This is a genomic window from Pseudomonas sp. IT-P4 (genome assembly GCF_949767755.1).
GTDB lineage: Bacteria > Pseudomonadota > Gammaproteobacteria > Pseudomonadales > Pseudomonadaceae > Aquipseudomonas > Aquipseudomonas monachiensis.
This window is the reverse complement of the sequence record NZ_CATKPX010000034.1, coordinates 280360-303292: the sequence shown is the minus strand read 5'-3', so window position 1 is coordinate 303292 and position 22933 is coordinate 280360. Positions and strand designations below refer to the sequence as shown.

Genomic DNA, 22933 nt, shown 5'->3' with positions numbered 1-22933 from the left:
ACTCTTCAGGCGCATATCACTGCGGGTTGGCACGGGTGCTGGAAAGCAACGATTTCAGGTTGGCAGCCTTGGGCTTGACCAGCCAGAAACGACGCACGTAATCATCGAGGTTCTCGGCGAGTTCACGACCCCACTCGCTGTCGGTCTCCTCGACGTACTCGTTCAGCACGCGTTGCAGGTGGCTGCGATAGGCTTCCATCGCCTCGCCGCTGATCCGCTGGATTTCCACCAGTTCGTGGTTGACCCGGTCAACGAAGCTGTTGTCCTGGTCGAGCACGTAGGCGAAACCGCCGGTCATGCCAGAGCCGAAGTTGTACCCGGTCTTGCCCAATACGCAGACGAAACCACCGGTCATGTACTCGCAGCAGTGATCCCCAGTGCCTTCCACAACGGTGTGGGCACCGGAGTTACGCACGGCGAAACGCTCGCCCGCGGTGCCGGCGGCGAACAGCTTGCCGCCAGTGGCGCCGTACAGGCAGGTGTTGCCGATGATGGCACTGTCCTGGGTGCGGTAGACGCTGCCCTTCGGCGGAACGATGACCAGCTTGCCGCCGGTCATGCCCTTGCCGACGTAGTCGTTGGCGTCGCCTTCCAGGTACATGTGCAGGCCACCGGCGTTCCATACGCCGAAGCTCTGCCCTGCCGTGCCCTTGAAGCGGAACGTGACCGGCGCGTTGGCCATGCCCTGGTTACCGTGTTTACGCGCGATTTCGCCGGAGATCCGTGCGCCGATGGAACGGTCGCAGTTGCAGATATCCAGGTCGAACTCGGCGCCGCTCAAGTCGTTGATTGCCGGGGAGGCCATGTCGACCATTTTCTCGGCCAGCAGGCCCTTGTCGAACGGCGGGTTGCGTTCAACGCCACAGAACTGCGGCTTGTCCGCCGGTACGTGGTCGCTGCCCAGCAACGGAGTCAGGTCCAGGTGATGCTGCTTGGCGGTCTGGCCTTCGAGGACTTCCAGCAGATCGGTACGGCCGATCAGTTCTTCGAGGGAGCGCACGCCCAGCTTGGCCAGCCACTCACGGGTTTCTTCGGCGACGTAGGTGAAGAAATTCACCACCATGTCGACGGTACCGATGTAGTGATCCTTGCGCAGCTTCTCGTTCTGGGTCGCGACGCCGGTGGCGCAATTGTTCAGGTGGCAGATACGCAGGTATTTGCAGCCCAGGGCGATCATTGGCGCGGTACCGAAGCCGAAGCTTTCAGCGCCGAGGATCGCAGCCTTGATCACGTCGAGGCCGGTTTTCAGGCCGCCGTCGGTCTGTACCCGGACTTTGCCGCGCAGGTCATTGCCGCGCAGGGTCTGGTGGGTTTCGGCCAGGCCGAGTTCCCACGGAGCGCCCGCGTATTTGATCGAGGTCAGCGGCGATGCGCCGGTTCCGCCGTCGTAGCCGGAGATGGTGATCAGGTCCGCATAGGCCTTGGCCACACCGGCGGCGATGGTACCGACGCCCGCTTCTGCTACCAGCTTCACCGAGACCAGCGCCTTCGGGTTGACTTGTTTCAGGTCGAAAATCAGCTGCGACAAGTCTTCGATCGAATAGATGTCGTGGTGCGGCGGTGGCGAAATCAGGGTCACGCCCGGCACTGCGTAACGCAGCTTGGCGATCAGACCGTTGACCTTGCCGCCTGGCAGTTGACCACCCTCGCCGGGCTTGGCGCCCTGGGCGACCTTGATCTGCAGCACTTCAGCATTGACCAGGTATTCCGGGGTTACACCGAAACGGCCGGTGGCAACCTGCTTGATTTTCGAGCTCTTGATGGTGCCGTAGCGCGCCGGGTCTTCGCCGCCTTCACCGGAGTTGGAGCGCGCACCGAGGCGGTTCATGGCTTCGGCCAGGGCTTCGTGAGCTTCCGGCGACAGGGCGCCCAGGGAGATACCGGCGGAGTCGAAGCGCTTGAGCACCGATTCCAGTGGTTCGATCTCGCTGATGTCCAGCGGCGTGTCCAGGGTTTTGACTTTCAGCAGGTCGCGGATCATCGACACCGGGCGGTTGTCCACCAGCGACGTGTATTCCTTGAACTTGCTGTAGTCGCCCTGCTGCACAGCGGCTTGCAGGGTGCTGACCACGTCCGGGTTGTAGGCGTGGTACTCGCCACCGTGGACGAACTTCAGCAGGCCGCCTTGCTGGATCGGCTTGCGCGGGCTCCAGGCTTCGGTGGCCAGGGCTTTCTGCTCGGCTTCGATGTCGACGAAACGCGCACCCTTGATGCGGCTTGGCACGCCACGGAAGCTCAGGTTGCAGACTTCCTCGGACAGACCGATGGCTTCGAACAACTGCGCACCGCGGTACGAGGTGATGGTCGAGATGCCCATCTTCGACAGGATCTTGAGCAAGCCTTTGGTGATGCCTTTACGGTAGTTCTTGAACACCTCGTAGAGGTCGCCCAGTACTTCACCGGTACGGATCAGGTCGCCCAGCACTTCGTAGGCCAGGAACGGGTAAACGGCAGAGGCGCCGAAACCGATCAACACGGCGAAGTGATGCGGGTCACGCGCAGTCGCGGTTTCCACCAGGATGTTGGAGTCGCAACGCAGGCCTTTTTCGGTCAGGCGGTGGTGCACAGCACCTGTGGCCAGGGACGCGTGGATCGGCAACTTGCCAGGGGCTATGTGACGGTCACTCAGCACAACCTGGGTACGACCTGCGCGCACGGCTTCTTCAGCCTGATCGGCGACGTTGCGGATCGCCGCTTCGAGGCCGACGCTTTCGTCGTAGTTCAGATCGATGATCGCGCGCTCAAAGCCCGGACGATCGAGGTTCATCAGCGAGCGCCACTTGGCCGGGGAAATGACCGGCGAGCTGAGGATCACGCGCGAAGCGTGTTCCGGCGACTCCTGGAAGATGTTGCGCTCGGCACCGAGGCAGATCTCCAGCGACATGACGATGGCTTCACGCAGCGGATCGATCGGCGGGTTGGTGACCTGCGCGAACTGCTGGCGGAAATAGTCGTACGGCGTGCGCACGCGCTGGGACAGCACGGCCATCGGCGTATCGTCGCCCATCGAGCCCACGGCTTCGTAGCCCTGTTCGCCCAGTGGACGCAGCACCTGGTCGCGCTCTTCGAACGTGACCTGATACATCTTCATGTATTGCTTGAGCTGATCGACGTCGTAGAACGCCGAGCCGTGGTCGTTGTCTTCCATGGTCGCCTGGATGCGCAGGGCATTCTTGCGCAGCCATTGCTTGTACGGATGACGGGACTTCAGACGGTTGTCGATCGCGTCGGTGTCGAGGATCTGGCCGGTTTCGGTGTCCACGGCAAAGATCTGGCCCGGGCCAACGCGGCCTTTGGCGATCACGTCTTCAGGCTGGTAGTTCCAGACACCGATTTCCGAGGCCAGGGTGATAAAGCCGTTCTTGGTGGTGACCCAACGCGCCGGACGTAGACCGTTACGGTCGAGCAGGCACACCGCGTAACGACCGTCGGTCATTACCACGCCGGCCGGGCCATCCCACGGTTCCATGTGCATCGAGTTGTATTCGTAGAACGCACGCAGATCCGGGTCCATGGTTTCGACGTTCTGCCATGCAGGCGGAATGATCATCCGCACGCCACGGAACAGGTCGATGCCGCCGGTGACCATCAGCTCCAGCATGTTGTCCATGCTCGAGGAGTCGGAACCCACACGGTTGACCAGCGGGCCGAGTTCTTCCAGGTCCATCAGGTCGTTGGTGAACTTGGTGCGACGGGCCACGGCCCAGTTGCGGTTGCCGGTGATGGTGTTGATCTCGCCGTTGTGCGCCAGGAAGCGGAACGGTTGAGCCAGCGGCCATTTCGGCAGGGTGTTGGTGGAGAAGCGCTGGTGGAACACGCAAATCGAGGTTTGCAGGCGCTCATCGCTCAGGTCCGGATAGAAGGCGGTCAAGTCCGCCGGCATCATCAGGCCTTTATAAATGATGGTCTTGTGGGAAAAGCTGCACACGTAGTGGTCGGTGTCGGCGGCGTTGGCCACGGACGAGCGACGACGGGAAGTGAACAGCTTGACGGCCATGTCCTGATCACTCAAGCCTTCACCACCGATGAACACTTGCTCGATCTGCGGCAGGCGCTCAAGGGCCAGGCGGCCGAGGACGCTGGTGTCGATCGGCACTTTGCGCCAGCCGACCAGTTGCAGACCGGCGGCCAGGATCTCGCGGTTCATGTTCTCGCGAGCGGCTTCGGCCTTGACGGGGTCCTGGTTGAAGAAAACCATGCCCACAGCGTATTGCTTGGGCATTTCGACGCCGAAGGTTTCCTGGGCGATGGCTCGCAGGAACACGTCCGGCTTTTGAATCAGCAGACCGCAACCGTCACCGGTCTTGCCGTCGGCATTAATCCCACCGCGGTGGGTCATGCAGGTCAGGGCCTCGATGGCCGTTTGCAAAAGGGTATGACTGGGCTCGCCCTGCATATGAGCAATCAGGCCGAAACCGCAGTTATCCTTGAATTCATCTGGTTGGTACAGACCTGCTTTCATAGACACTTTCTCACCAGGCTGCTTCTCTCGAAGCAAATTTCTTTTCAATTCAACCACTTACCAACCGCGCCGAACGTACGCCAGCTTTGCGGGGGCAAAAGGGAGGTCATTGTACACACCGACACGGAGGCTCACAAATTTGACGACGAAATGTCGCAAATCTATGTCGCATTTGTGAAAGGTTTAAAGCGATCTGCTGTGCTAGTCAAAACTTTTTTTAATTCTGACCGCAACGACTCAAAGACTACTGTGACGCAGACACCACAAGGCACGCAGCCCGGAAGGTTGCGCGCACTTGTAGAAATTTTGAGGTGCTTGGAGAGGCGGCCTGGGTAAGGCCGCCGAATCTTCAGCGAGTTGTTGCCAGTTCCTGTTGGACGCTGGCGACAGTGCGAGGCCAAGGTTTACCAGCCTGAACCTTCGCTGGCAAGGCCTTGATGGCGGAAACGGCTGCATCACGATTGGCGAAGCTGCCGTAGGTGATCACGTAGAGCGGCTTGCCATTGAGGACTTTCTTGAAATAACGGTACTCGCCGCCCTGCTCCTTGACGAAGCTTTGCGCGGCGGTCTCGGAGCTGGTGCCGAGGATTTGCACCACGTAGTTACCCGGTGCCTGACCAGCGTACCAGGTACCGCCAGCAGCTTTGGCCACCGGAGCGGATTTCTCCGCGGGCTTGGCCGCCGCGGCAACGACTGGCTTGGCTGGCGCTGGAGCAGGCTTGGCCACTGGAGCAGGCGCAGGCTTGGCAGTGGCGACCTGAGTCGGCGCAGGTGTCGGCTTGGCCGCTGGTGTCGGCGCAGGGCCGGCAGGTACACCCGCTGGTGGTGCAGTAGTCGTAACGGTCGGCGGCGTAGCGCTGGAGCCTTCTACCGGAACGCCATCATCGCCTTCGGTGATGCCGCCCGCGGCTTCAGCCAGTGGAGCGCGCATGACCGGTTGCGAGTTACCGACCAACGGCAATGGCATCGGCTGCGTGCTGCCGGCGAATTCGACGGCCGGAGCACCGCCATTCGCGGCTGGCTGACCCTGGCCAAGCGGCAGTTGCGCCTGTTCATTGGTCGGTGCACCGGTGGTCGGCGCCTTGTTGCGACCCGGAATCAACCAGGCGGCAGCTACCGCGACCACGACCACGGCGGAAATCGCCAATACGTGTTTCTTCGGCATATTGAACCCCATTTTTGGACGCTTGACCGCTGAGCGGCTGGCGATCATGGCTTCGATCATTGCATCGCGGGCGACCTGATTGATGCTGCCAGGCCAGCCTTCGGAGCTTTCGTGAATATCAGAGATCTGATCCGCGGTGAAAAGTTCGATACCGCGACCCGCGCCTTCGAGCCGCTGCTCCAGATATTCGCGGGTTTCTTCTTCGGTGTAGGGCTGCAACTCGATGACGTGGAAGCGCTCTTCCTCGAGATGCAGAGCCTCAAGTTGACCGATCAGCGAGGTCTCACCGAACAGGAACACATGCGGGCGACCCTCAGGCGCGCCGGCAGCCAGGACCATCAGAGTCTCAAGGGCGGATTCGTCGAGTTGTTCGGCGTCATCGACCAGCAGATAGACTTCTTGCCCGGTCAGTGCGAGTTGCACCACTTGGGCCAGAATCGCGTCGGCATCAGCCTGGCCGACGTTCAGCGCCTGGGCCACCTGACGCAGCACACCGGCCGCATCGCCGGCGCCGCGGGCAGAAACCACCACACTTTGTACCGATTGCTTGTTGGTGCTGGCGACCAGGGCCTGACGCAACAGGGTCTTGCCACTGCCTTCGGGGCCAGTGACTACCAGCAGCAACTGGCTGTAGCGGGCCAGGTGATGCAGTTGTCCCAGCACGGGTTTGCGCTGGGCCGGGAAAAATTTGAAGCCAGGTACCCGTGGAGCAAAAGGGTCATGACTCAACTGGTAATGGCCGAGGAAAGCCTCGTCGGCATGCAAACTAGTCATCGTGTTCTTATTAACCTTTAAGCTGAGCCAGGGCGCGGTAGTCTGCTCCCAGCGTGGCCTGTAGAACCTCTTTCGGATAATCGTCGGTCACCACCGCTTCGCCCATGTGGCGCAGCAGCACCAGGCGCAAACGACCGTCGATCACTTTTTTATCAATGGACATATGTTCGAGGAAATCGGCTTCTGTCATCTCTTGCGGCGGAATGACCGGCAGCCCCGCACGCTGGAACAGACGAATACCGCGATCACGCTCCTGCTCGCTGATCCAGCCGAGTCGCGCGGACATTTCCAGCGCCATTACGGTGCCAGCAGCCACTGCCTCACCATGAAGCCATACACCATAGCCCATGTGGGTTTCGATGGCGTGGCCAAACGTATGGCCCAGGTTCAAAGTGGCACGAACGCCCGTCTCTTTCTCATCGGCACCGACCACCGCCGCCTTGGCCGCGCAGGAGCGCTCGATGGCATAGGTCAGGGCTTGCTGGTCCAGACTGCGCAGGCGGTCAACGTTGTCTTCGAGCCAGGTCAGGAACGGCTCATCACAGATCAGCCCGTACTTGATGACTTCGGCCAGCCCGGCGGACAGCTCGCGCGCCGGCAAGGTGTTGAGGCTGGCGGTATCGATCAGCACCACGTTCGGCTGATAAAAGGCGCCGACCATGTTCTTGCCCAGCGGATGGTTGATCCCGGTCTTGCCGCCCACCGAGGAGTCGACCTGCGACAGCAGCGTGGTCGGAACCTGGATGAAATCGACGCCGCGCTGGTAGCAGGCGGCGGCAAAGCCGGCCATATCACCGATCACACCGCCACCGAGGGCGATCACCGTGGTGCGCCGATCATGCCGGGCGGTCAGCAGGCCGTCGAAAATCAGTTGCAGGGTTTCCCAGGTCTTGAAGGCTTCGCCGTCGGGCAGCACCACGGAAATCACCGAGAACTGCGCCAGGCTGCGGGTCAGACGCTCGAGATAGAGCGGCGCAACCGTCTCGTTGGAGATGATTGCTACTTGCCGTCCGCGAATGTGCGGGGCCAGCAGCTCAGGCTGATCCAACAAACCTTCGCCAATATGAATCGGGTAGCTGCGCTCGCCCAGATCGACCTTGAGTGTCTGCATGTGTCCCCACAGTGAAGATGGAATCAGGCGTTCTGCCCTGAGTTAACGAATATCCACGGCCTCATCTGGCGTGACGCCGTCCGGTAGCCATCCGCCACAACCTGGAGTGGTCCTGGCGGACGCCGAGGATAGCGCATTTCCCGCGGCGCTTTAACGGGGTGGCAACTGCTGCAGGCGCTCCAGAATGTCGAGTACGACCATTCGTGGCGGCCGCTCATCGGTTTCGACCACCAGGTCGGCAATTTCCCGATAAAGCGGATCGCGGATCGCCAGCAGATCCCGAAGGGTCTTGGCGGGATCAGCGGTACGCAACAATGGCCGATTGCGGTCGCGAGACGTGCGGCCGACCTGTTGCTCGACCGACGCATGCAGATAAACCACACGCCCACCGGCATGCAGTGCCCGACGATTGGCTTCGCGCATGACCGCGCCCCCGCCTGTCGCCAGCACCACACCGTCGTAATCGCACAGCTCGGCAATCATTGCCTGCTCGCGATCACGAAAGCCCGGTTCGCCTTCCTTATCGAAGATCCAAGGGATATTGGCGCCCGTGCGCAATTCAATTTCCTTATCGGAATCTTTGAATGGCAGGCGCAGCTCTTTGGCCAGCAACCGGCCGATGGTGCTTTTTCCAGCACCCATCGGTCCAACAAGAATCAAATTTCGCACAGAATCAATGACTCACAGCAATCGCCCGATTATTCATGATACGCGGAGTGAGGAATACCAACAGCTCGGATTTTTTCTCCGAAACCACGTCACGCCGGAAAAGGCGGCCAAGATACGGCACATCGCCAAGAAATGGCACCTTATCTACAACCTTGCTCTGAGTATTTGAGAAAACACCGCCAATGACGATGGTCTCGCCATCGTTGACCAGGACCTTGGCGTTGACTTCGTTTTTCTTGATGGGCGGTACATCCTGAACCTTGTTCAGGAAGTCCGGTTCGTCCTTGGTGACCTTGACCTCCATGATGATCCGGTTGTCGGGCGTGATCTGCGGCGTCACCTCCAGCGACAGCGAAGCCTCCTTGAACGAGACCGAAGTCGCGCCGCTGGAGCTGGCTTCCTGATAGGGAATCTCGGTGCCCTTGAGGATTTTCGCGGTTTCCTTGTCGGACGTGACTACTTTGGGCTGTGAGACGATTTCCCCGTTGCCGGTTTTCTCCATGGCCGTCAGCTCCAGGTCCAGCAAGACGTTATCGGTGATGAACGCGATGCCGATTCCCGAGGTGTTGTTGGCTACACCCATGTCGACGAACGGTGAGTTGGTGCTGGTACTGCCGGGCGTGCCGATGGTCGATGACCCATTGAGCCCATTGCTGACGCCGGAGGTGTTCCAGTTGCCCTTGTTCTGTATCGAACCGCCCCAGCGCACCCCGAGGCTTTTGTCATAGTCGACGTTGGCTTCGACTATGCGCGCCTCGATCATCACCTGACGCACGGGGATATCCAGCTGCGTAACGATCCTGCGCAACTCATCCAGCCGGTCCTGGGTCTGGTAGGCAATGATGTTGTTGGTACGCTCATCGACAGTGATCGACCCCCGTTCGTCGGGCTTCGCTTCAGCACTGGTCACTGACTGGAAGAGCTTGGCGATGTCCGCCGCCTTGGCGTAATTGACCTGCAACAACTCCCGACGCAACGGCGCCAGATCGGCAATCTGCTTCTGCGATTCGAGCTCCTGACGCTCACGGGCAGCAATTTCATCGGCCGGCGCAACAAGCAGGACATTGCCGACCTTGCGCTTGTCCAGCCCCTTGGTTTTCAGCACCAGATCCAGCGCCTGATCCCACGGCACGTTCTGCAGACGCAGGGTAATTCCCCCCTGGACCGTATCGCTGGCCACCAGATTGAGGTTGGTGAAATCGGCGATCAGTTGCAGCACCGAGCGCACATCGATGTCCTGGAAATTCAGCGATAGCTTCTCGCCGCTATAGGCCTGTTGCCCGGCATTGCGCTTTTGCAGTTCGTCGACCGTCGCCGGGCGAACGCTGATAGTGAGCTTGTTGTCAGTCTGATAGGTCGAGTAATCGAACGTGCCGCCGGGTTCAATACTGATGGTGGCTCGATCGCCGCTCGCGCTGGCATTGACGAACTGCACGGGCGTGGCGAAATCCTTCACGTCCAGTCGCACGCGCAATCGCTCGGGCAATAAGGTTTTGGCAAATCCGACGATGATCCTGCCTTCGCGCTCTTGTATGTCGGGTGCAATCGATGGATCCGACAAGTCGATCACCACGTTGCCTTCGCCCTGGGTTCCCCGCTGGAAATCCACACCCCGAATGACCTTGCCCGCCGTCGCGGCGGCCCGAGCCGGAACCGGCATTGCTGTGGCCGCCGGCCTGGATGTCGACGGTTTGACTCCCTGCCCGACGACGACCAGCAGATTGTTGCCTTCAATTCGCGAGGCGTACGGGGCCGACTGGGCCAGGCTGATGATCAATCGCGTACGGTCCCGGGCTTCCACCACCGTTGCACTGCGGGCATTTCCACTGCCGAGATCGCGAGTCTTGCTGGCCAACTGACTGGCGACACCCGGCAAGTCCAGGGCAATCCGGGCCGGCGAATCCGTCGTGTAGCCGTGGGGCACCGGGGGTGGTGCATCGAACGACAACTTCAACTCGACACGGTCACCGGGCAGCGCAGCGACATCCAGCGCCTTGAGATTGGCTGCTTGTACCATCGGCGACAACAACGCTATCCATAGCGAAAGGCCGACGGTGGAAAGAATCCTGTTCATTATTGGAGTTCCACTATGAGTGCTCTTTCAAGGAAATGGTCCGGGGACGCTCCAGCCAAGCACCCTGACCATCCGGGACAATTTCAACCACATCGACTTGAGAGCCGCTGATCGCAACGATCCGTCCGTCGTTGCGCCCCAGGTAATCGCCGACTTTCAGCCGGTGCACCCCACCCGCCCCACGCAGCAGGGCATAGGAGCCCGTCGCATTGGAAAGGGTGCCGACCATTTGAAACTGCTCGATGTTGAAGCCTTCGAGGTATTGCTTGACCCGACCCGGGTCGGGTTTGACGTTGTGCGAGCCCCTGCGCCGGGCCGCCAGATCAGTGCTGATCTGCGGCGAAAACGGGCTGCGCAGATTCGCCGCGTTGTAAGTGAATGCCGGGTAAGACCGGAATACCGGCGTTGGTTCAATCTTCCCCGGCCCATGCAGGCGCGTTTCGTTCATGTACGCGTCCAGATCGGTGTAGTCATCGCCTGCGCCACAACCGGACAGGGCAGACAGCAACACCACCATAAAACAACGTCCCGGGATCATTGATGCGGTCCCTTGTCGTTGTAGCGGTAGGTCTTGGCGAGGATGGTCAAGCGCAGCTTCGGACCACCCTCGGGGCTGACGGGGGCAAGGTCGAAATCGTGCAAGGTGACGATTCGCGGCAACCCGGCCACACCACTGACGAAAGTGGCCAGGTCGTGGTAGTCCCCGTTGACCGTGATCTGGATCGGCAGTTCGATGTAGAACGGCTGGGCGACTTCAGGCAGCAACTTGATCTCTTCGAACTCCAGGCCGCTGCCCAGGCCCGTACGCGTGATGTCTTCCAGCAAGCCGGGGACTTCGGTGTCGCTGGGCAGTTGACGCAACAGCACGACGAAGGCGCTCTCCATCTCCTTCAACTGCCGGGTGTAGAGATCCAGATTCGTCGCCATGCGGGCCTTGTCGGCGAACTGTTCCTTGAGTGCCGACTCCTCTTCGCGCTTGAGATCGAGCTGGCTCACAAGGTCGCGGGTGAAAAAACTATAGCCAAAGGCCAGCACCAGAAGCACGAGCAAACCAGCCACCAGACACTTGATCGCCGGCGGCCAGGAACCCATGTTGCTGGTATCCAGATCATTGATGTCGATCTTGCGCAGCCCTTCAAACCATTCAGACAGACTCATTTGCCTTCCTCCGGTTTTGCGGGCTGAGTCTGGCGAACGGTCAGCTGGAAGACGTTGGCCTGCCCCACCTGACCGGCAGCCGTGGCCTTGACTTCGGTCAGGCTCGGCGCATCGAACCAGTCTGATGCCTCCAGGTTGCGCATCAAATCCGAAACACGGTTGTTGGATTGCGCGGCGCCGGTGATGGACAAGGTCTTTGCGGTCATTTTCACCTCGGTGAAATACACGCCGTCGGGCAGGGCTCGCGCCAATTGGTCAAATATTCGCCCGCTGATCTGGCGATTACCTTGCAGGTCCTGGATGACGCCCATGCGCTCGACCAGTTGCTGGCGGCGCGCCTTGAGATCATTGATCCGGGTGATCCGCTCATCGATATCGGCGACTTGCTTGCCGATGTAATTGTTACGGGCGACTTGCCGGTCGATGGCACCGCTGATGACCTGGTTCGCGACCAGCACCGCACCCATCGTGCCCACCATCACCGCCACCAGGGTCAGAAGGAAACGCTTGCGGCGAACTTCACGTCGCTCCTCGCGCCAGGGTAAAAGGTTGATCCGTGCCATCAGTCGAAGCTCCTGAGGGCCAGACCGCAGGCGATCATCAACGCCGGGGCATCACTCGCCAGGGCAGCACCATTGACCTTGCTGCCCAGAGTCATATCGCAAAAAGGGTTTGCGACCTGGGTCGGCGTGCCCAATTGCTGCTCGATCAAACGGTCCAGCCCCGGGATCGATGCGGTACCGCCAGCCAGCAGGACATGGTCGACGGTGCTGTACTGGCCGGAGGCAAAGAAGAAATGCAACGAGCGCGACACCTGCTGCACCAGCGCCTCTCGAAATGGCTGCAAGACCTCACCTGCATAGTCATCCGGCAAACCGCCCTTCTTTTGCGCCAGCCCCGCCTGCTCCAGCGTCAGGCCGTAGCGACGCTGGATTTCCTCGGTCAGTTGCCGACCGCCAAACAGTTGTTCGCGGGTGTAGATGATCCGCCCGTTGTGCAGCACGCTCAGGGTGGTCATGGTGGCGCCGATGTCGATCACGGCGACCGTCGAAGGTCCCCCGGAAACCGTGAGCCGACTGGCCAGCAATTCGAATGAGCGCTCCAGCGCGTAGGCCTCGACATCGACCACACGAGCGGTCAGCCCCGCCAGGGCCAGGGCGGCCTCGCGGACCTCGACGTTTTCCTTGCGACAAGCGGCGAGCAGCACGTTGACGCGTTCGGGATTGCGCCCGGAGGTGCCCTGTACTTCAAAGTCGATCGCGACTTCGTCCAGGGGATAAGGAATGTACTGATCGGCCTCGATCTTCAGCTGGCTTTCCATCTCGTCCTCGGAAAGTCCGGCCTCCATCTCGATGGTCTTGGTGATCACCGCCGAGCCCGCCACGGCCACGGCCACGTTCTTCTGGCCGGTTCTGGCCTTGGCCAGCGCGCGCGCAAGGGCCTGCCCCACGCCTTCGAGTTCGGCGATATTCTTTTCGATCACCGCGCCGACCGGCAACGGCTCGACCGCATACGCCTCGACCCGGTAGCGCTCGCCCTGACGGCTCAACTCAAGAAGTTTCACCGAGGTGGAGCTGATATCGATTCCCAAGAGCGTATTGGATTTTTTGTTGAAGAGTCCTGGCACTACCAATTCCCTATGACTTTCCGTGAGTTACGGACTCTGCAATGTCCATTGCGTTCAATCCGCCCGTCTTGACAGCAGCGCCAGCCGCGCTCCCGATCAGAAAAATGCTTATAATGCCCAGCGTTTTTTTTCCGCATTTGCTCAAGCGCGGGTCGTTCTGATTTAGCCTGAACCCTGTTGCCCAATTCATTTTTACCCTGGATATCCAAAAGCCTTGATTCGTCTGCTGAAGTTTTTCGGTTGGTCCATCGTCGCGGTTTTCTGCGGACTCCTTCTGGGTCTGAGCGGGGCGTACCTCTACCTTAGTCCCGGACTTCCGTCCGTGGAGGCGCTGAGAAGCATCCAGTTGCAGATCCCTTTGCGGGTCTACAGCAGCGATAACAAGTTGATCGCAGAATTTGGCGAAATGCGCCGTACACCGATCCGTTTCGCCGACATTCCCCCCAACTTCATCAATGCGTTACTAAGTGCTGAAGACGACAATTTCGCCAACCACTACGGCGTCGATCCGAGCAGCCTGATGCGTGCCGCGACCCAGCTGGTCAAAAGCGGACACATCCAGTCCGGCGGCAGCACGATCACCATGCAGGTGGCGAAGAACTTCTTCCTGACCAGCGAACGCAGCTTTTCACGCAAGACCACCGAGATCCTCCTGGCCCTGCAGATCGAACGCCAGCTGACCAAGGACGAGATCCTCGAGCTGTACGTCAACAAGATCTATCTGGGTAACCGCGCCTACGGCATCGAGGCGGCGGCGCAGGTCTATTACGGCAAATCGATCCGCGATGTCAGCCTGGCGCAGATGGCGATGATTGCCGGCCTGCCCAAGGCGCCGTCGCGCTTCAACCCATTGGCCAACCCGGCGCGCAGCAAGGAGCGTCGCGACTGGATCCTGGGGCGCATGTACAAGCTCGGGAAAATCAGCGAGGCCGACTACACCGCTGCGGTCAACGAGCCGCTGAACGCCAGCTATCACGTGCCGACTCCGGAAGTGAACGCCCCGTACATCGCCGAAATGGCCCGTGCCGAAATGGTCGGGCGTTATGGCAGCGACGCGTATACCGAAGGCTTCCGCGTCACCACCACGGTGCCGAGCGATCTCCAGGAACTGGCCAACACCGCGGTCCACGAAGGCCTGATGACCTACGATCAGCGCCACGGCTATCGCGGGCCCGAGTCGCGGCTGCCGGGCAAGACTCGCGAAGCCTGGGCAACCGAGCTGACCAAACAACGCACCATCAGCGGCCTGGAACCGGCCATCGTGACCCTGGTCGACAAGAGCGGCCTGCAAGTGCTGACCCGCACCGGCCAGGAACACGTGAACTGGGACACCATGAAGTGGGCCCGACCGTTCCTGAACACCAACAGCATGGGGGCCAACCCGAAACAACCTTCGGACGTGGCCCAGGTCGGCGATCTGATTCGCGTACAGCGTCAGCCTGACAATTCGCTGAAGTTCAGCCAGATCCCGCAGGCCCAGGGCGCACTGGTATCCCTGGACCCACAGAACGGTGCCATTCGCTCGCTGGTCGGCGGTTTCGCCTTCGAGCAGAGCAACTACAACCGCGCACTGCAGGCCAAGCGCCAGCCAGGCTCGAGCTTCAAGCCATTCGTCTACGCCGCCGCACTGGATAGCGGCTACACCGCCTCCAGCCTGGTGAACGACGCGCCGATCGTGTTCGTCGACGAGTACCTGGACAAGGTCTGGCGTCCGAAGAACGACACCAACACCTTCCTCGGCCCGATTCGCCTGCGTGAGGCGCTGTACAAGTCGCGCAACCTGGTGTCGATCCGCTTGCTGCAAGCGATGGGCGTGGGCAAGACCATCGACTACATCACGCGCTTCGGCTTCAACAAACAGGACCTGCCACCCAACCTGTCCCTGGCGCTGGGCACCGCGACCCTGACGCCAATGGAAATCGCCACCGGCTGGAGCACCTTCGCCAACGGCGGCTACAAGATCACCCCGTTCATCATCGACAGGATCGAAAGCCGCAACGGCGACACGCTGTTCGTCGCCAACCCGCCGAGCGTGCCTCAGGGCGGCGCCGCCAGCGATGGCATTGCCGCGCCAGCCGTCCCTCAAGCCTTCACCGTCAACGCGACGCCAGGCGAAGCCCCGGGCACTACGCCGATGCCACAAGCACCCGCCGTGGCCGAACGCATCGTTGACGGGCGCACCACGTACATCCTCAACAGCATGCTTGAGGACGTGATCAAGCTCGGCACCGGTCGTCGCGCGCTAGCCCTGGGCCGCCCTGACATTGCCGGCAAGACCGGTACGACCAACGAATCCAAGGACGCCTGGTTCTCCGGTTACAACGCCGATTACGTGACGACCGTGTGGACCGGTTTCGATCAACCGGAAAGCCTGGGTCGCAAGGAATTCGGCGGCACCGTCGCACTGCCGATCTGGATGAACTACATGGGCGCCGCGCTCAAAGGCAAACCGCCGCATACGCAAGCGGAGCCCGAAGGCATCCTCAGTCTGCGAGTCGACCCAATCAGCGGCCGCGCGGCCAGCCCGGGCACGCCAGGCGCCTACTTCGAACTGTTCAAGGTCGAAGATACGCCACCGTCCGGGAGCGAACTGGGCAACGGCCTGGCACCTGGCAGCCCGCTGCCAGCGGATGAAGCGGCGCCGATCGATTTGTTCTGATTGCCGCAATACTGAAAAGCCCCGCCTTCGAAAGAAGTGCGGGGTTTTTTTGCCTGCCGGTTTTGATGTTGTCTGGTCCAGCCTCTTCGCGGGCAAGTCGAATCGTCGCACCGCCGCTCCCACAGGAATCAGCGGCGTATATAAATTCGATGAACACCATCGCCCACAGTGGGAGCGAGCTTGCTCGCGAAGAGGCCCTCATAGGCGGCGCAAAACTGTCAGGCACAAAAAAGCCCCGACTCTCACAAGCCGGGGCTTTCATTGAAGCGCTACAACGGCTTAGCCGTTGAACACGTCATCCACGCTCTTGAGCGGGTAGTTCTTCGGATACGGCAGGGTCGCCACGCCGGTCTCGATCGCAGCTTTGGCCACGGCATCGGAGATCAGGGTGATCAGACGGGCATCCATTGGCTTCGGAATGATGTACTCACGACCGAATTCCAGCTTGATGCCGCCGTAGGCGTCGCACACTTCCTGAGGTACTGGCAGCTTGGCCAGTTCACGCAGGGCGTTGGCCGCAGCCACTTTCATTTCTTCGTTGATGCGCTTGGCGCGAACGTCCAGGGCACCACGGAAGATGAAAGGGAAGCCCAGTACGTTGTTGACCTGGTTCGGGTAGTCGGAACGACCGGTGGCCATGATCACGTCGTTACGGGTCGCGTGCGCCAGCTCCGGGGAGATTTCCGGATCAGGGTTCGAGCACGCGAACACGATCGGGTTCGGCGCCATCGACAGCAGGCCTTCAGCGCTCAGCAGGTTCGGGCCGGACAGGCCAACGAACACGTCAGCGCCTTGCAGGGCGTCAGCCAGGGTGCGCTTGTCGGTCGCGTGAGCGAACACAGCCTTGTACTGGTTCAGGTCGTCACGGCCGGAGTGGATCACGCCCGTACGATCGACCATGTAGATGTTTTCGATGTTGGCGCCCATGCTCACCAGCAACTTCATGCAGGAGATAGCGGCAGCGCCGGCACCCAGGCAGACGATCTTGGCTTCCGGCAGGGTTTTGCCAGCGATTTCCAGCGCGTTGATCATGCCGGCGGCGGTCACGATAGCGGTGCCGTGCTGGTCATCGTGGAATACCGGAATATCGCACTGCTCGATCAGAGCGCGTTCGATTTCAAAGCACTCCGGTGCCTTGATGTCTTCCAGGTTGATGCCACCGAAGGTGATGGAGATGCGCTTGACGGTGTCGATGAAGGCTTGCGGGCTTTCGGAGTCGACTTCGATGTCGAAAACGTCGATGCCGGCGAAGCGCTTGAACAGCACGCCTTTACCTTCCATCACTGGCTTGGAAGCCAATGGGCCGAGGTTACCCAGGCCGAGAATCGCGGTGCCATCGGAAATGACTGCAACCAGGTTGCCTTTGCCGGTGTACTTGTAGGCCAGTTCAGGATCGCGGGCGATCTCGCGTACTGGTTCGGCTACGCCCGGGCTGTAGGCCAGCGACAGGTCGCGGGCGGTAGCGGTGGCCTTGGTGAGCTCGACACTCAGCTTCCCTGGACGAGGATTGGCGTGATATTCGAGAGCGGCAGTTTTCAGATCAGACATTTTGGCATTCCGCTTTTACTGTTGGACAGACTGGTCAGCGAGGATACGCGCCTCGCAAAATCCCCACAAGACTGACCGGTCACCCCTGTCAAGCGCCCGGCCCTACGACTTTGGGCCAAGAGCCACAGCACACAAGGGCTAGACTGTTCACAATCGACAGAAAAAATGTCTACAATTTTTTATCACTGCATCACTTGAAACATCGCCGGGTCGGTCAAGGGCAACATCCAGCGCGCCTGACCTTCTTTCAGTCCGCCACGTCGCGAACGATCCAGCACCCAACCGCGCGCCTCGATCTGCTTGCCTTCGAGCCGTTCCAGCGAGGCTGCATCGAACCGTCCCAGCAGATTGGGCGCAACCTTCAATACAACCGAATCCTGCAATTCGATCCAAACCCCGCCGCGATTGCGTTGAACCTTGCTCACACGACCGCTGAGCACGGCAAAGCCGGAAGTGCTGATCTGCTCCGCCTTCAGTACAGGCGACTGGCGCCACACACCGAGCCCGGCCTGCCGAGCGCTGTTTTCTGCGGCTTGCTGACAGGCGACCAGATCGACATTCGGTGCCACCGCCACCTGAAACCCCAGGCCTTCGGCGAGCATTTGCGCTTCGAGGTTGGCGCCATCGGCACCGTAGACATGAGCCAGGGTGCGACCGTAATGGTCTTTGCTTTCTTTGCCGGGCAGCAAACCAACCTGCCCGTCACTCGCCGCCACCAGGGCTTCAAGTCGCTTGCGCGCGACCACGGCGAACGGTTCGTCGGAACGGCCATTCTTGCCCAGCTCCGGCGTGTTCAAGCCGATCATGCGCACGCTGCGGCCATCGCTCAGGCGCAGGGTGTCGCCGTCCACCACCCGCTGCACCGCGACGGGCGTCAGGCCGCCGGGTGCCGGGCAAAACGCCTGGGCGCCGGATAGCCAAATCGCGGACATAAAAAAGGCGCCCGCGAGGGACGCCTTTTTCATCAGCATGGAAAAACCGGAACGGCTTCCCAAGTTGATTGGCCTTAGGCCTTTTTCGCGCCGAAAGCACCGAAACGGTCGGCGAAGCGCTGTACGCGGCCGCCAGTGTCCAGAGTCTTCTGCTTACCGGTGTAGAACGGGTGGCATTCGTTGCAAACGTCGATCGCCAGGGCTTTGCCGAAGGTCGAACGGGTTTCGAACTTGTTGCCGCAGCTGCAGGTAACAGCAACTGCCGGGTATTCTGGATGGATATCAGCTTTCATGGTGTCTTCCTCAGGCTAGCGTGCCGCCACCCAACACTATTGTTGAATACCGCACGTAATTAGGCCGCGGATTCTACCAGACAATCCTGATCACGCAAGCTGTCCCTGAGACCGACCGTCTGCTAGGCTCCCGGCCTCAAGCGCATTCCCATGTGGGAGCGGGCTTGCTCGCGAAAGCGGTGTGTCAGGCGATAAATGCGTTGACTGACACTCCTTCTTCGCGAGCAAGCCCGCTCCCACAATTGATCTGCGTCCACCCCTTCTTTATGTTGCCTGCTAACCGAGATCCCCCCGCGTGCCCGACGCCATTTTGCGCCTCGCCCTGCCTTCGCCGCTGCGCCGCCTGTTCGACTACCGCGCTCCGGCTGGCGTACTGCGCGCCCAGTTGCACCCCGGCATGCGCCTGCGGGTACCGTTTGGCCGGCGCGAGATGATCGGCATTCTGGTGGAAGTCACCGACACCAGCGAAGTGCCAGTCGAGAAGCTCAAGCCGGCCCTGGCCCTGCTTGACGCTACGCCACCGCTGCCACCCGCGCTGTTCAAGTTGTGTCTGTGGACGTCCCAGTATTACCAGCACAGCCTTGGCGACACCTTGAGCTGGGCGCTGCCGGTTTTGCTGCGCCAGGGTGAGCTGGCTGAAGCGCGCCAGGAGCGTTTCTGGTCTGCCGTGCCGGGGGCAAGCCTCGATGATCCGCGCATCGCCCGCGCCCCGCGCCAGCGTGAAGCCCTGGCCACGCTGGCCCAGCACCCCCACGGCGTCGCCCATCAATTGCTGAGCAAACTGATGCTGAGCAAGGACAGCCTGGATTTGCTGCTGGCCAAGGACCTGGTGCAGGTCGAGATCCGCCGGCACGCCCCGGGTGCACGCCACGAACACTGGCTGGCGCAACCGGAACTCCCGCTGAACCCGGAGCAGCGCGCTGCCTATGAGGCGATTCGCGCCGGCTTCGACAGTTATCACGCGTTCCTGCTGGCCGGCGTCACCGGCAGCGGCAAGACCGAAGTTTATCTGCAATTGATCCGCGAAACCCTTGAGGCCGGCAAGCAGGCGTTGGTGCTGATCCCGGAAATCAACCTCGGCCCGCAGACCCTGGCGCGCTTCGAACAGCGTTTCAATGCCCGGATCGCGCTGATCCATTCGGCGGTCAATGACCGCGAACGCCTCGAGGCCTGGCTGGCCGCCCGGGACGGTGAGGCCGACATCATTATCGGCACCCGCTCGGCCCTGTTCACACCGATGAAGAACCCAGGCCTGATCATCATCGACGAAGAGCACGACGGCTCCTATAAACAGCAGGAAGGTTTGCGCTATCACGCCCGTGATCTGGCATTGGTGCGGGCGCGACAGGAAAACATCCCGATTGTCCTCGGCTCCGCCACCCCTTCGCTGGAAAGCCTGCACAACGCCTACACCGGTCGCTATGGGTTGCTGCGCTTGAACGAGCGTGCCGGCGGCGCCAAACAGCCGCGTTTCCTGCGTCTGGATGTCAAAAGCCGCCCGCTGGACAGCGGCATTTCCGGGCCGATGCAACAAGCCATCGGCCAGACCCTGGCCGCCGGGCAACAGGTCCTGGTGTTCCTCAACCGCCGCGGCTTTGCTCCGACCCTGCTGTGCCATGACTGTGGCTGGATGTCCGAGTGCCAGCGCTGTGATGCGCGGATGACCGTGCATCAGCGTTACGGCGAGCTGCGCTGCCACCATTGCGGCTACGTCGAACGCGTGCCGCGCCAGTGCCCGAAGTGCAGCAAGGTCGATCTGCGCCCCGTTGGCGCCGGCACCGAGCGGGCCGAGGAGCGCCTGGCGATTCTGTTCCCGGACTATCCGGTGCTGCGGGTCGACCGCGACAGCACATCGCGCAAGGATGCGATGAACCAGTTGTTCGCGACCATTCAAAAAGGCCAGCCGTGCATCCTGATCGGCACGCAGATGCTTGCCAAGGGTCACCACTTCCCACGGGTGACGCTGGTGTCGATCCTTGACGCTGACGGCGGCCTGTTCTCCGGTGACTTCCGCGCCAGCGAGCGCATGGCTCAACTGATCGTCCAGGTCGCCGGCCGCGCCGGTCGCGCCGAAGAGCCGGGCAAGGTGATTATCCAGACACACCTGGCCGACCATCCGCTGCTGATCCAGCTGACCGAGCAGGGCTACTTCGCCTTTGCCGAGCAAGCCTTGAGCGAGCGACGCGCTGCCGGCCTGCCGCCATTTGCGCACTTGGCGCTACTGCGGGCCGAGGCGCATAAACCGGGCCAGGCCGAAGGCTTCCTCGATGAGGCTTGCAGCGAGGCGGAGCGTTTGCTGGCCGAGCAGAATCTGACGGGAATCGAGCTACTTGGACCGGTCCCGGCACCGATGGAGCGCCGGGCCGGGCGTTATCGTGCGCAGCTGTTGGTACAGGCTACGGCGCGGGCACCCTTGCATCGATTGCTGGCCAGTTGGTTGCTGGTGCTGGAGCAGATGCCGAGTGGACGGGCGGTGCGCTGGTCTTTGGATGTTGATCCGGTCGATTTGTATTGAAAGGTCAAAAGATCGCAGCCTTCGGCAGCTCCTACAGAAACGCGCAATCCGTGTAGGAGCTGCCGAAGGCTGCGATCTTTGCCTCTTTTGTCACCACACATCCATATCCTGCCTGCTATGGTTGGCAAGCCCGTCTTCGCAACGGATAATGCCCAGTTTTTCCACCAGCGCATGATGCGCCGCCGCGCCTGCGGTCGAAAGAGAAGACCATGAAAGACACCATCCGCCAGCTGATCCAACAAGCCATCACCCAACTCGTCAACGAAGGTGTGTTGCCTGAAGGCCTGTCGCCGGCGATCCAGGTGGAAAACTCCCGCGACAAGAAGAATGGCGATTTCGCCAGCAACATCGCCATGATGCTGGCCAAGCCCGCCGGCATGAAGCCCCGCGACCTGGCGGAAAAAATCATCGCCGCGCTGCCGACTGACGAAAATGTCGCCAAGACCGAGATCGCCGGCCCCGGCTTCCTGAATTTCTTCCAGAACACCGACGCCCTGGCCTCGCGCCTGGACGCTGCCCTGGCCGACGCCCACATCGGCGTGCGCAAGGCTGGCCCGGTGCAGCGCACCGTGGTCGACCTGTCGGCGCCGAACCTGGCCAAAGAGATGCACGTCGGCCACTTGCGCTCGACCATCATCGGCGACGGCGTGGCCCGTGTGCTGGAATTCCTCGGCGACACCGTGATCCGTCAGAACCACGTCGGCGACTGGGGCACCCAGTTCGGCATGCTGATGGCTTACCTGCAGGAAAACCCGATCACCAGCGACGAGCTGTCAGACCTGGAGAACTTCTACCGCGCCGCCAAGCAACGCTTCGACGAATCCGCAGAATTCGCCGACCGCGCCCGTGGCCTGGTGGTCAAGTTGCAGGCCGGCGACGCCGACTGCCTGGCACTTTGGACCAAGTTCAAGGACATCTCGCTGTCCCACTGCCAGAAGATCTACGAACTGCTCAACGTCAAACTGACCATGGCTGACGTGATGGGCGAAAGCGCCTACAACGATGACCTGATCAACGTGGTCAACGACTTGAAGGCCGCAGGCATGCTGGTCGAGAGCAACGGCGCCCAGTGCGTGTTCCTCGACGAGTTCAAGAATGCCGACGGCGACCCGCTGCCGGTGATCATCGTCAAGGCTGACGGCGGCTATCTCTACGCCACCACCGACCTGGCAGCCGTGCGCTACCGCAGCGGCAAGCTCAAGGCCGATCGCGCGCTGTACTTCGTCGACCAGCGTCAGGCCCTGCACTTCCAGCAAGTGTTTGCCGTGGCGCGCAAGGCCGGTTTCGTGACCCATCCAATGGAAATGGAACACATGGGCTTCGGCACCATGAACGGCGCGGACGGTCGTCCGTTCAAGACCCGTGATGGCGGCACCGTGAAGCTGATCGACCTGCTGACCGAAGCCCAGGAGCGCGCCTACACCCTGGTCAAGGACAAGAACCCGGAACTTGCCGAAGCCGAGTTGCGCAACATCGCCAAGGTGGTGGGCATCGGCGCAGTGAAATACGCCGACCTGTCCAAGCACCGCACCAGCGACTACAGCTTCAACTTCGACCTGATGCTCAACTTCGAAGGCAACACCGCACCGTACCTGCTGTACGCCTACACCCGCGTGGCCGGTGTGTTCCGCAAACTCGGCAAGGACTTCAGCGAAGTCGACGGCCAGATCGTCCTCGAAGCGGCCCACGAACACGAACTGGCGGCGAAGCTCGCGCAGTTCGGCGAGATCCTGAACAACGTGTCCGAAAAAGGCACCCCGCACATCCTCTGCACCTACCTGTACGACGTCGCCGGCCTGTTCTCCAGCTTCTACGAGAACTGCCCGATCCTCGCCGCCGATACCCCGGCACAAATGCAGAGCCGCTTGCGCCTCGCCGCGCTGACCGGACGCACCCTCAAGCAAGGCCTGGAACTCTTGGGCCTGGAAACTCTGGAGCGCATGTAA

Annotated in this window: 15 protein-coding genes; 3 read left to right on the top strand and 12 right to left on the bottom strand. The window is 61.1% G+C overall.

Going from position 1 to position 22933, the window contains the following annotated elements; translation table 11 throughout:
* Positions 1-16: 16 nt before the first annotated feature.
* From gltB to ACM6IT_RS14690, 9 genes are all read right to left on the bottom strand, one after another.
* Positions 17-4462, bottom strand: a complete 4446-nt coding sequence (gltB, locus tag ACM6IT_RS14730; protein WP_414918316.1) for a glutamate synthase large subunit — start codon at positions 4460-4462, stop codon at positions 17-19.
* Between the two features lie 349 nt (positions 4463-4811).
* A complete protein-coding gene (locus ACM6IT_RS14725) occupies positions 4812-6401 on the bottom strand; it encodes an AAA family ATPase (RefSeq protein ID WP_414914174.1) in 1590 nt (529 codons plus the stop codon).
* A gap of 10 nt (positions 6402-6411) precedes the next feature.
* Positions 6412-7512: a 3-dehydroquinate synthase gene (gene aroB / locus ACM6IT_RS14720; RefSeq protein WP_056725692.1), complete on the bottom strand. Its 1101-nt coding sequence runs from the start codon at positions 7510-7512 to the stop codon at positions 6412-6414.
* Positions 7513-7662: 150 nt separating this feature from the next.
* The gene (gene aroK / locus ACM6IT_RS14715; RefSeq protein ID WP_056725695.1) at positions 7663-8181 is read right to left on the bottom strand and encodes a shikimate kinase AroK; all 519 of its coding nucleotides are present in this window, start codon (positions 8179-8181) and stop codon (positions 7663-7665) included.
* A gap of 4 nt (positions 8182-8185) precedes the next feature.
* A complete protein-coding gene (pilQ, locus tag ACM6IT_RS14710; protein WP_414918237.1) occupies positions 8186-10255 on the bottom strand; it encodes a type IV pilus secretin PilQ in 2070 nt (689 codons plus the stop codon).
* A 13-nt stretch (positions 10256-10268) separates the two neighbouring features.
* A complete protein-coding gene (locus ACM6IT_RS14705) occupies positions 10269-10793 on the bottom strand; it encodes a pilus assembly protein PilP (RefSeq protein ID WP_414918236.1) in 525 nt (174 codons plus the stop codon).
* Positions 10790-11413: a type 4a pilus biogenesis protein PilO gene (locus ACM6IT_RS14700; protein ID WP_414918235.1), complete on the bottom strand. Its 624-nt coding sequence runs from the start codon at positions 11411-11413 to the stop codon at positions 10790-10792. The genes ACM6IT_RS14705 and ACM6IT_RS14700 overlap by 4 nt, the downstream gene beginning before the upstream one ends.
* On the bottom strand, positions 11410-11976 hold the full coding sequence (locus tag ACM6IT_RS14695) for a PilN domain-containing protein (protein WP_414918234.1): 567 nt from the start codon (positions 11974-11976) through the stop codon (positions 11410-11412). Before ACM6IT_RS14695 ends, ACM6IT_RS14700 begins: the two co-directional genes overlap by 4 nt.
* The gene (locus ACM6IT_RS14690; protein ID WP_056725704.1) at positions 11976-13040 is read right to left on the bottom strand and encodes a pilus assembly protein PilM; all 1065 of its coding nucleotides are present in this window, start codon (positions 13038-13040) and stop codon (positions 11976-11978) included. Before ACM6IT_RS14690 ends, ACM6IT_RS14695 begins: the two co-directional genes overlap by 1 nt.
* Before the next feature lie 217 nt (positions 13041-13257).
* Here ACM6IT_RS14690 and ACM6IT_RS14685 point away from each other — a divergent pair, with 217 nt between their 5' ends.
* On the top strand, positions 13258-15699 hold the full coding sequence (locus tag ACM6IT_RS14685) for a penicillin-binding protein 1A (RefSeq protein WP_409078612.1): 2442 nt from the start codon (positions 13258-13260) through the stop codon (positions 15697-15699).
* Between the two features lie 279 nt (positions 15700-15978).
* On the opposite strand, the gene ACM6IT_RS14680 is transcribed toward ACM6IT_RS14685, so the two are convergent.
* From ACM6IT_RS14680 to rpmE, 3 genes are all read right to left on the bottom strand, one after another.
* Positions 15979-17247 (bottom strand): malic enzyme-like NAD(P)-binding protein, encoded by a 1269-nt coding sequence (locus ACM6IT_RS14680; RefSeq protein ID WP_056725708.1) that lies wholly within the window; start codon positions 17245-17247, stop codon positions 15979-15981.
* Between the two features lie 182 nt (positions 17248-17429).
* Positions 17430-18218: a thermonuclease family protein gene (locus ACM6IT_RS14675; protein ID WP_414914169.1), complete on the bottom strand. Its 789-nt coding sequence runs from the start codon at positions 18216-18218 to the stop codon at positions 17430-17432.
* Positions 18219-18253: 35 nt separating this feature from the next.
* Positions 18254-18472, bottom strand: coding sequence for a 50S ribosomal protein L31 (rpmE, locus tag ACM6IT_RS14670; RefSeq protein WP_008047849.1), 219 nt, complete (start codon positions 18470-18472; stop codon positions 18254-18256).
* Between the two features lie 295 nt (positions 18473-18767).
* Between rpmE and ACM6IT_RS14665 the strand changes: the two genes are divergently transcribed.
* Both ACM6IT_RS14665 and argS read left to right on the top strand, forming a co-directional pair.
* Positions 18768-20987 (top strand): primosomal protein N', encoded by a 2220-nt coding sequence (locus ACM6IT_RS14665; RefSeq protein ID WP_414914168.1) that lies wholly within the window; start codon positions 18768-18770, stop codon positions 20985-20987.
* Between the two features lie 209 nt (positions 20988-21196).
* Positions 21197-22933, top strand: coding sequence for an arginine--tRNA ligase (argS, locus tag ACM6IT_RS14660; RefSeq protein ID WP_056725713.1), 1737 nt, complete (start codon positions 21197-21199; stop codon positions 22931-22933).

Bases quoted from the DNA above. Each gene is read 5' to 3' on its own strand.
- gltB (WP_414918316.1), bottom strand. From the start codon at position 4,462: ATGAAAGCAGGTCTGTACCAACCAGATGAATTCAAGGATAACTGCGGT.
- ACM6IT_RS14725 (WP_414914174.1), bottom strand. From the start codon at position 6,401: ATGACTAGTTTGCATGCCGACGAGGCTTTCCTCGGCCATTACCAGTTG.
- aroB (WP_056725692.1), bottom strand. From the start codon at position 7,512: ATGCAGACACTCAAGGTCGATCTGGGCGAGCGCAGCTACCCGATTCAT.
- pilQ (WP_414918237.1), bottom strand. From the start codon at position 10,255: ATGAACAGGATTCTTTCCACCGTCGGCCTTTCGCTATGGATAGCGTTG.
- ACM6IT_RS14705 (WP_414918236.1), bottom strand. From the start codon at position 10,793: ATGATCCCGGGACGTTGTTTTATGGTGGTGTTGCTGTCTGCCCTGTCC.
- ACM6IT_RS14700 (WP_414918235.1), bottom strand. From the start codon at position 11,413: ATGAGTCTGTCTGAATGGTTTGAAGGGCTGCGCAAGATCGACATCAAT.
- ACM6IT_RS14695 (WP_414918234.1), bottom strand. From the start codon at position 11,976: ATGGCACGGATCAACCTTTTACCCTGGCGCGAGGAGCGACGTGAAGTT.
- ACM6IT_RS14680 (WP_056725708.1), bottom strand. From the start codon at position 17,247: ATGTCTGATCTGAAAACTGCCGCTCTCGAATATCACGCCAATCCTCGT.
- ACM6IT_RS14675 (WP_414914169.1), bottom strand. From the start codon at position 18,218: ATGCTGATGAAAAAGGCGTCCCTCGCGGGCGCCTTTTTTATGTCCGCG.
- rpmE (WP_008047849.1), bottom strand. From the start codon at position 18,472: ATGAAAGCTGATATCCATCCAGAATACCCGGCAGTTGCTGTTACCTGC.
- argS (WP_056725713.1), top strand. From the start codon at position 21,197: ATGAAAGACACCATCCGCCAGCTGATCCAACAAGCCATCACCCAACTC.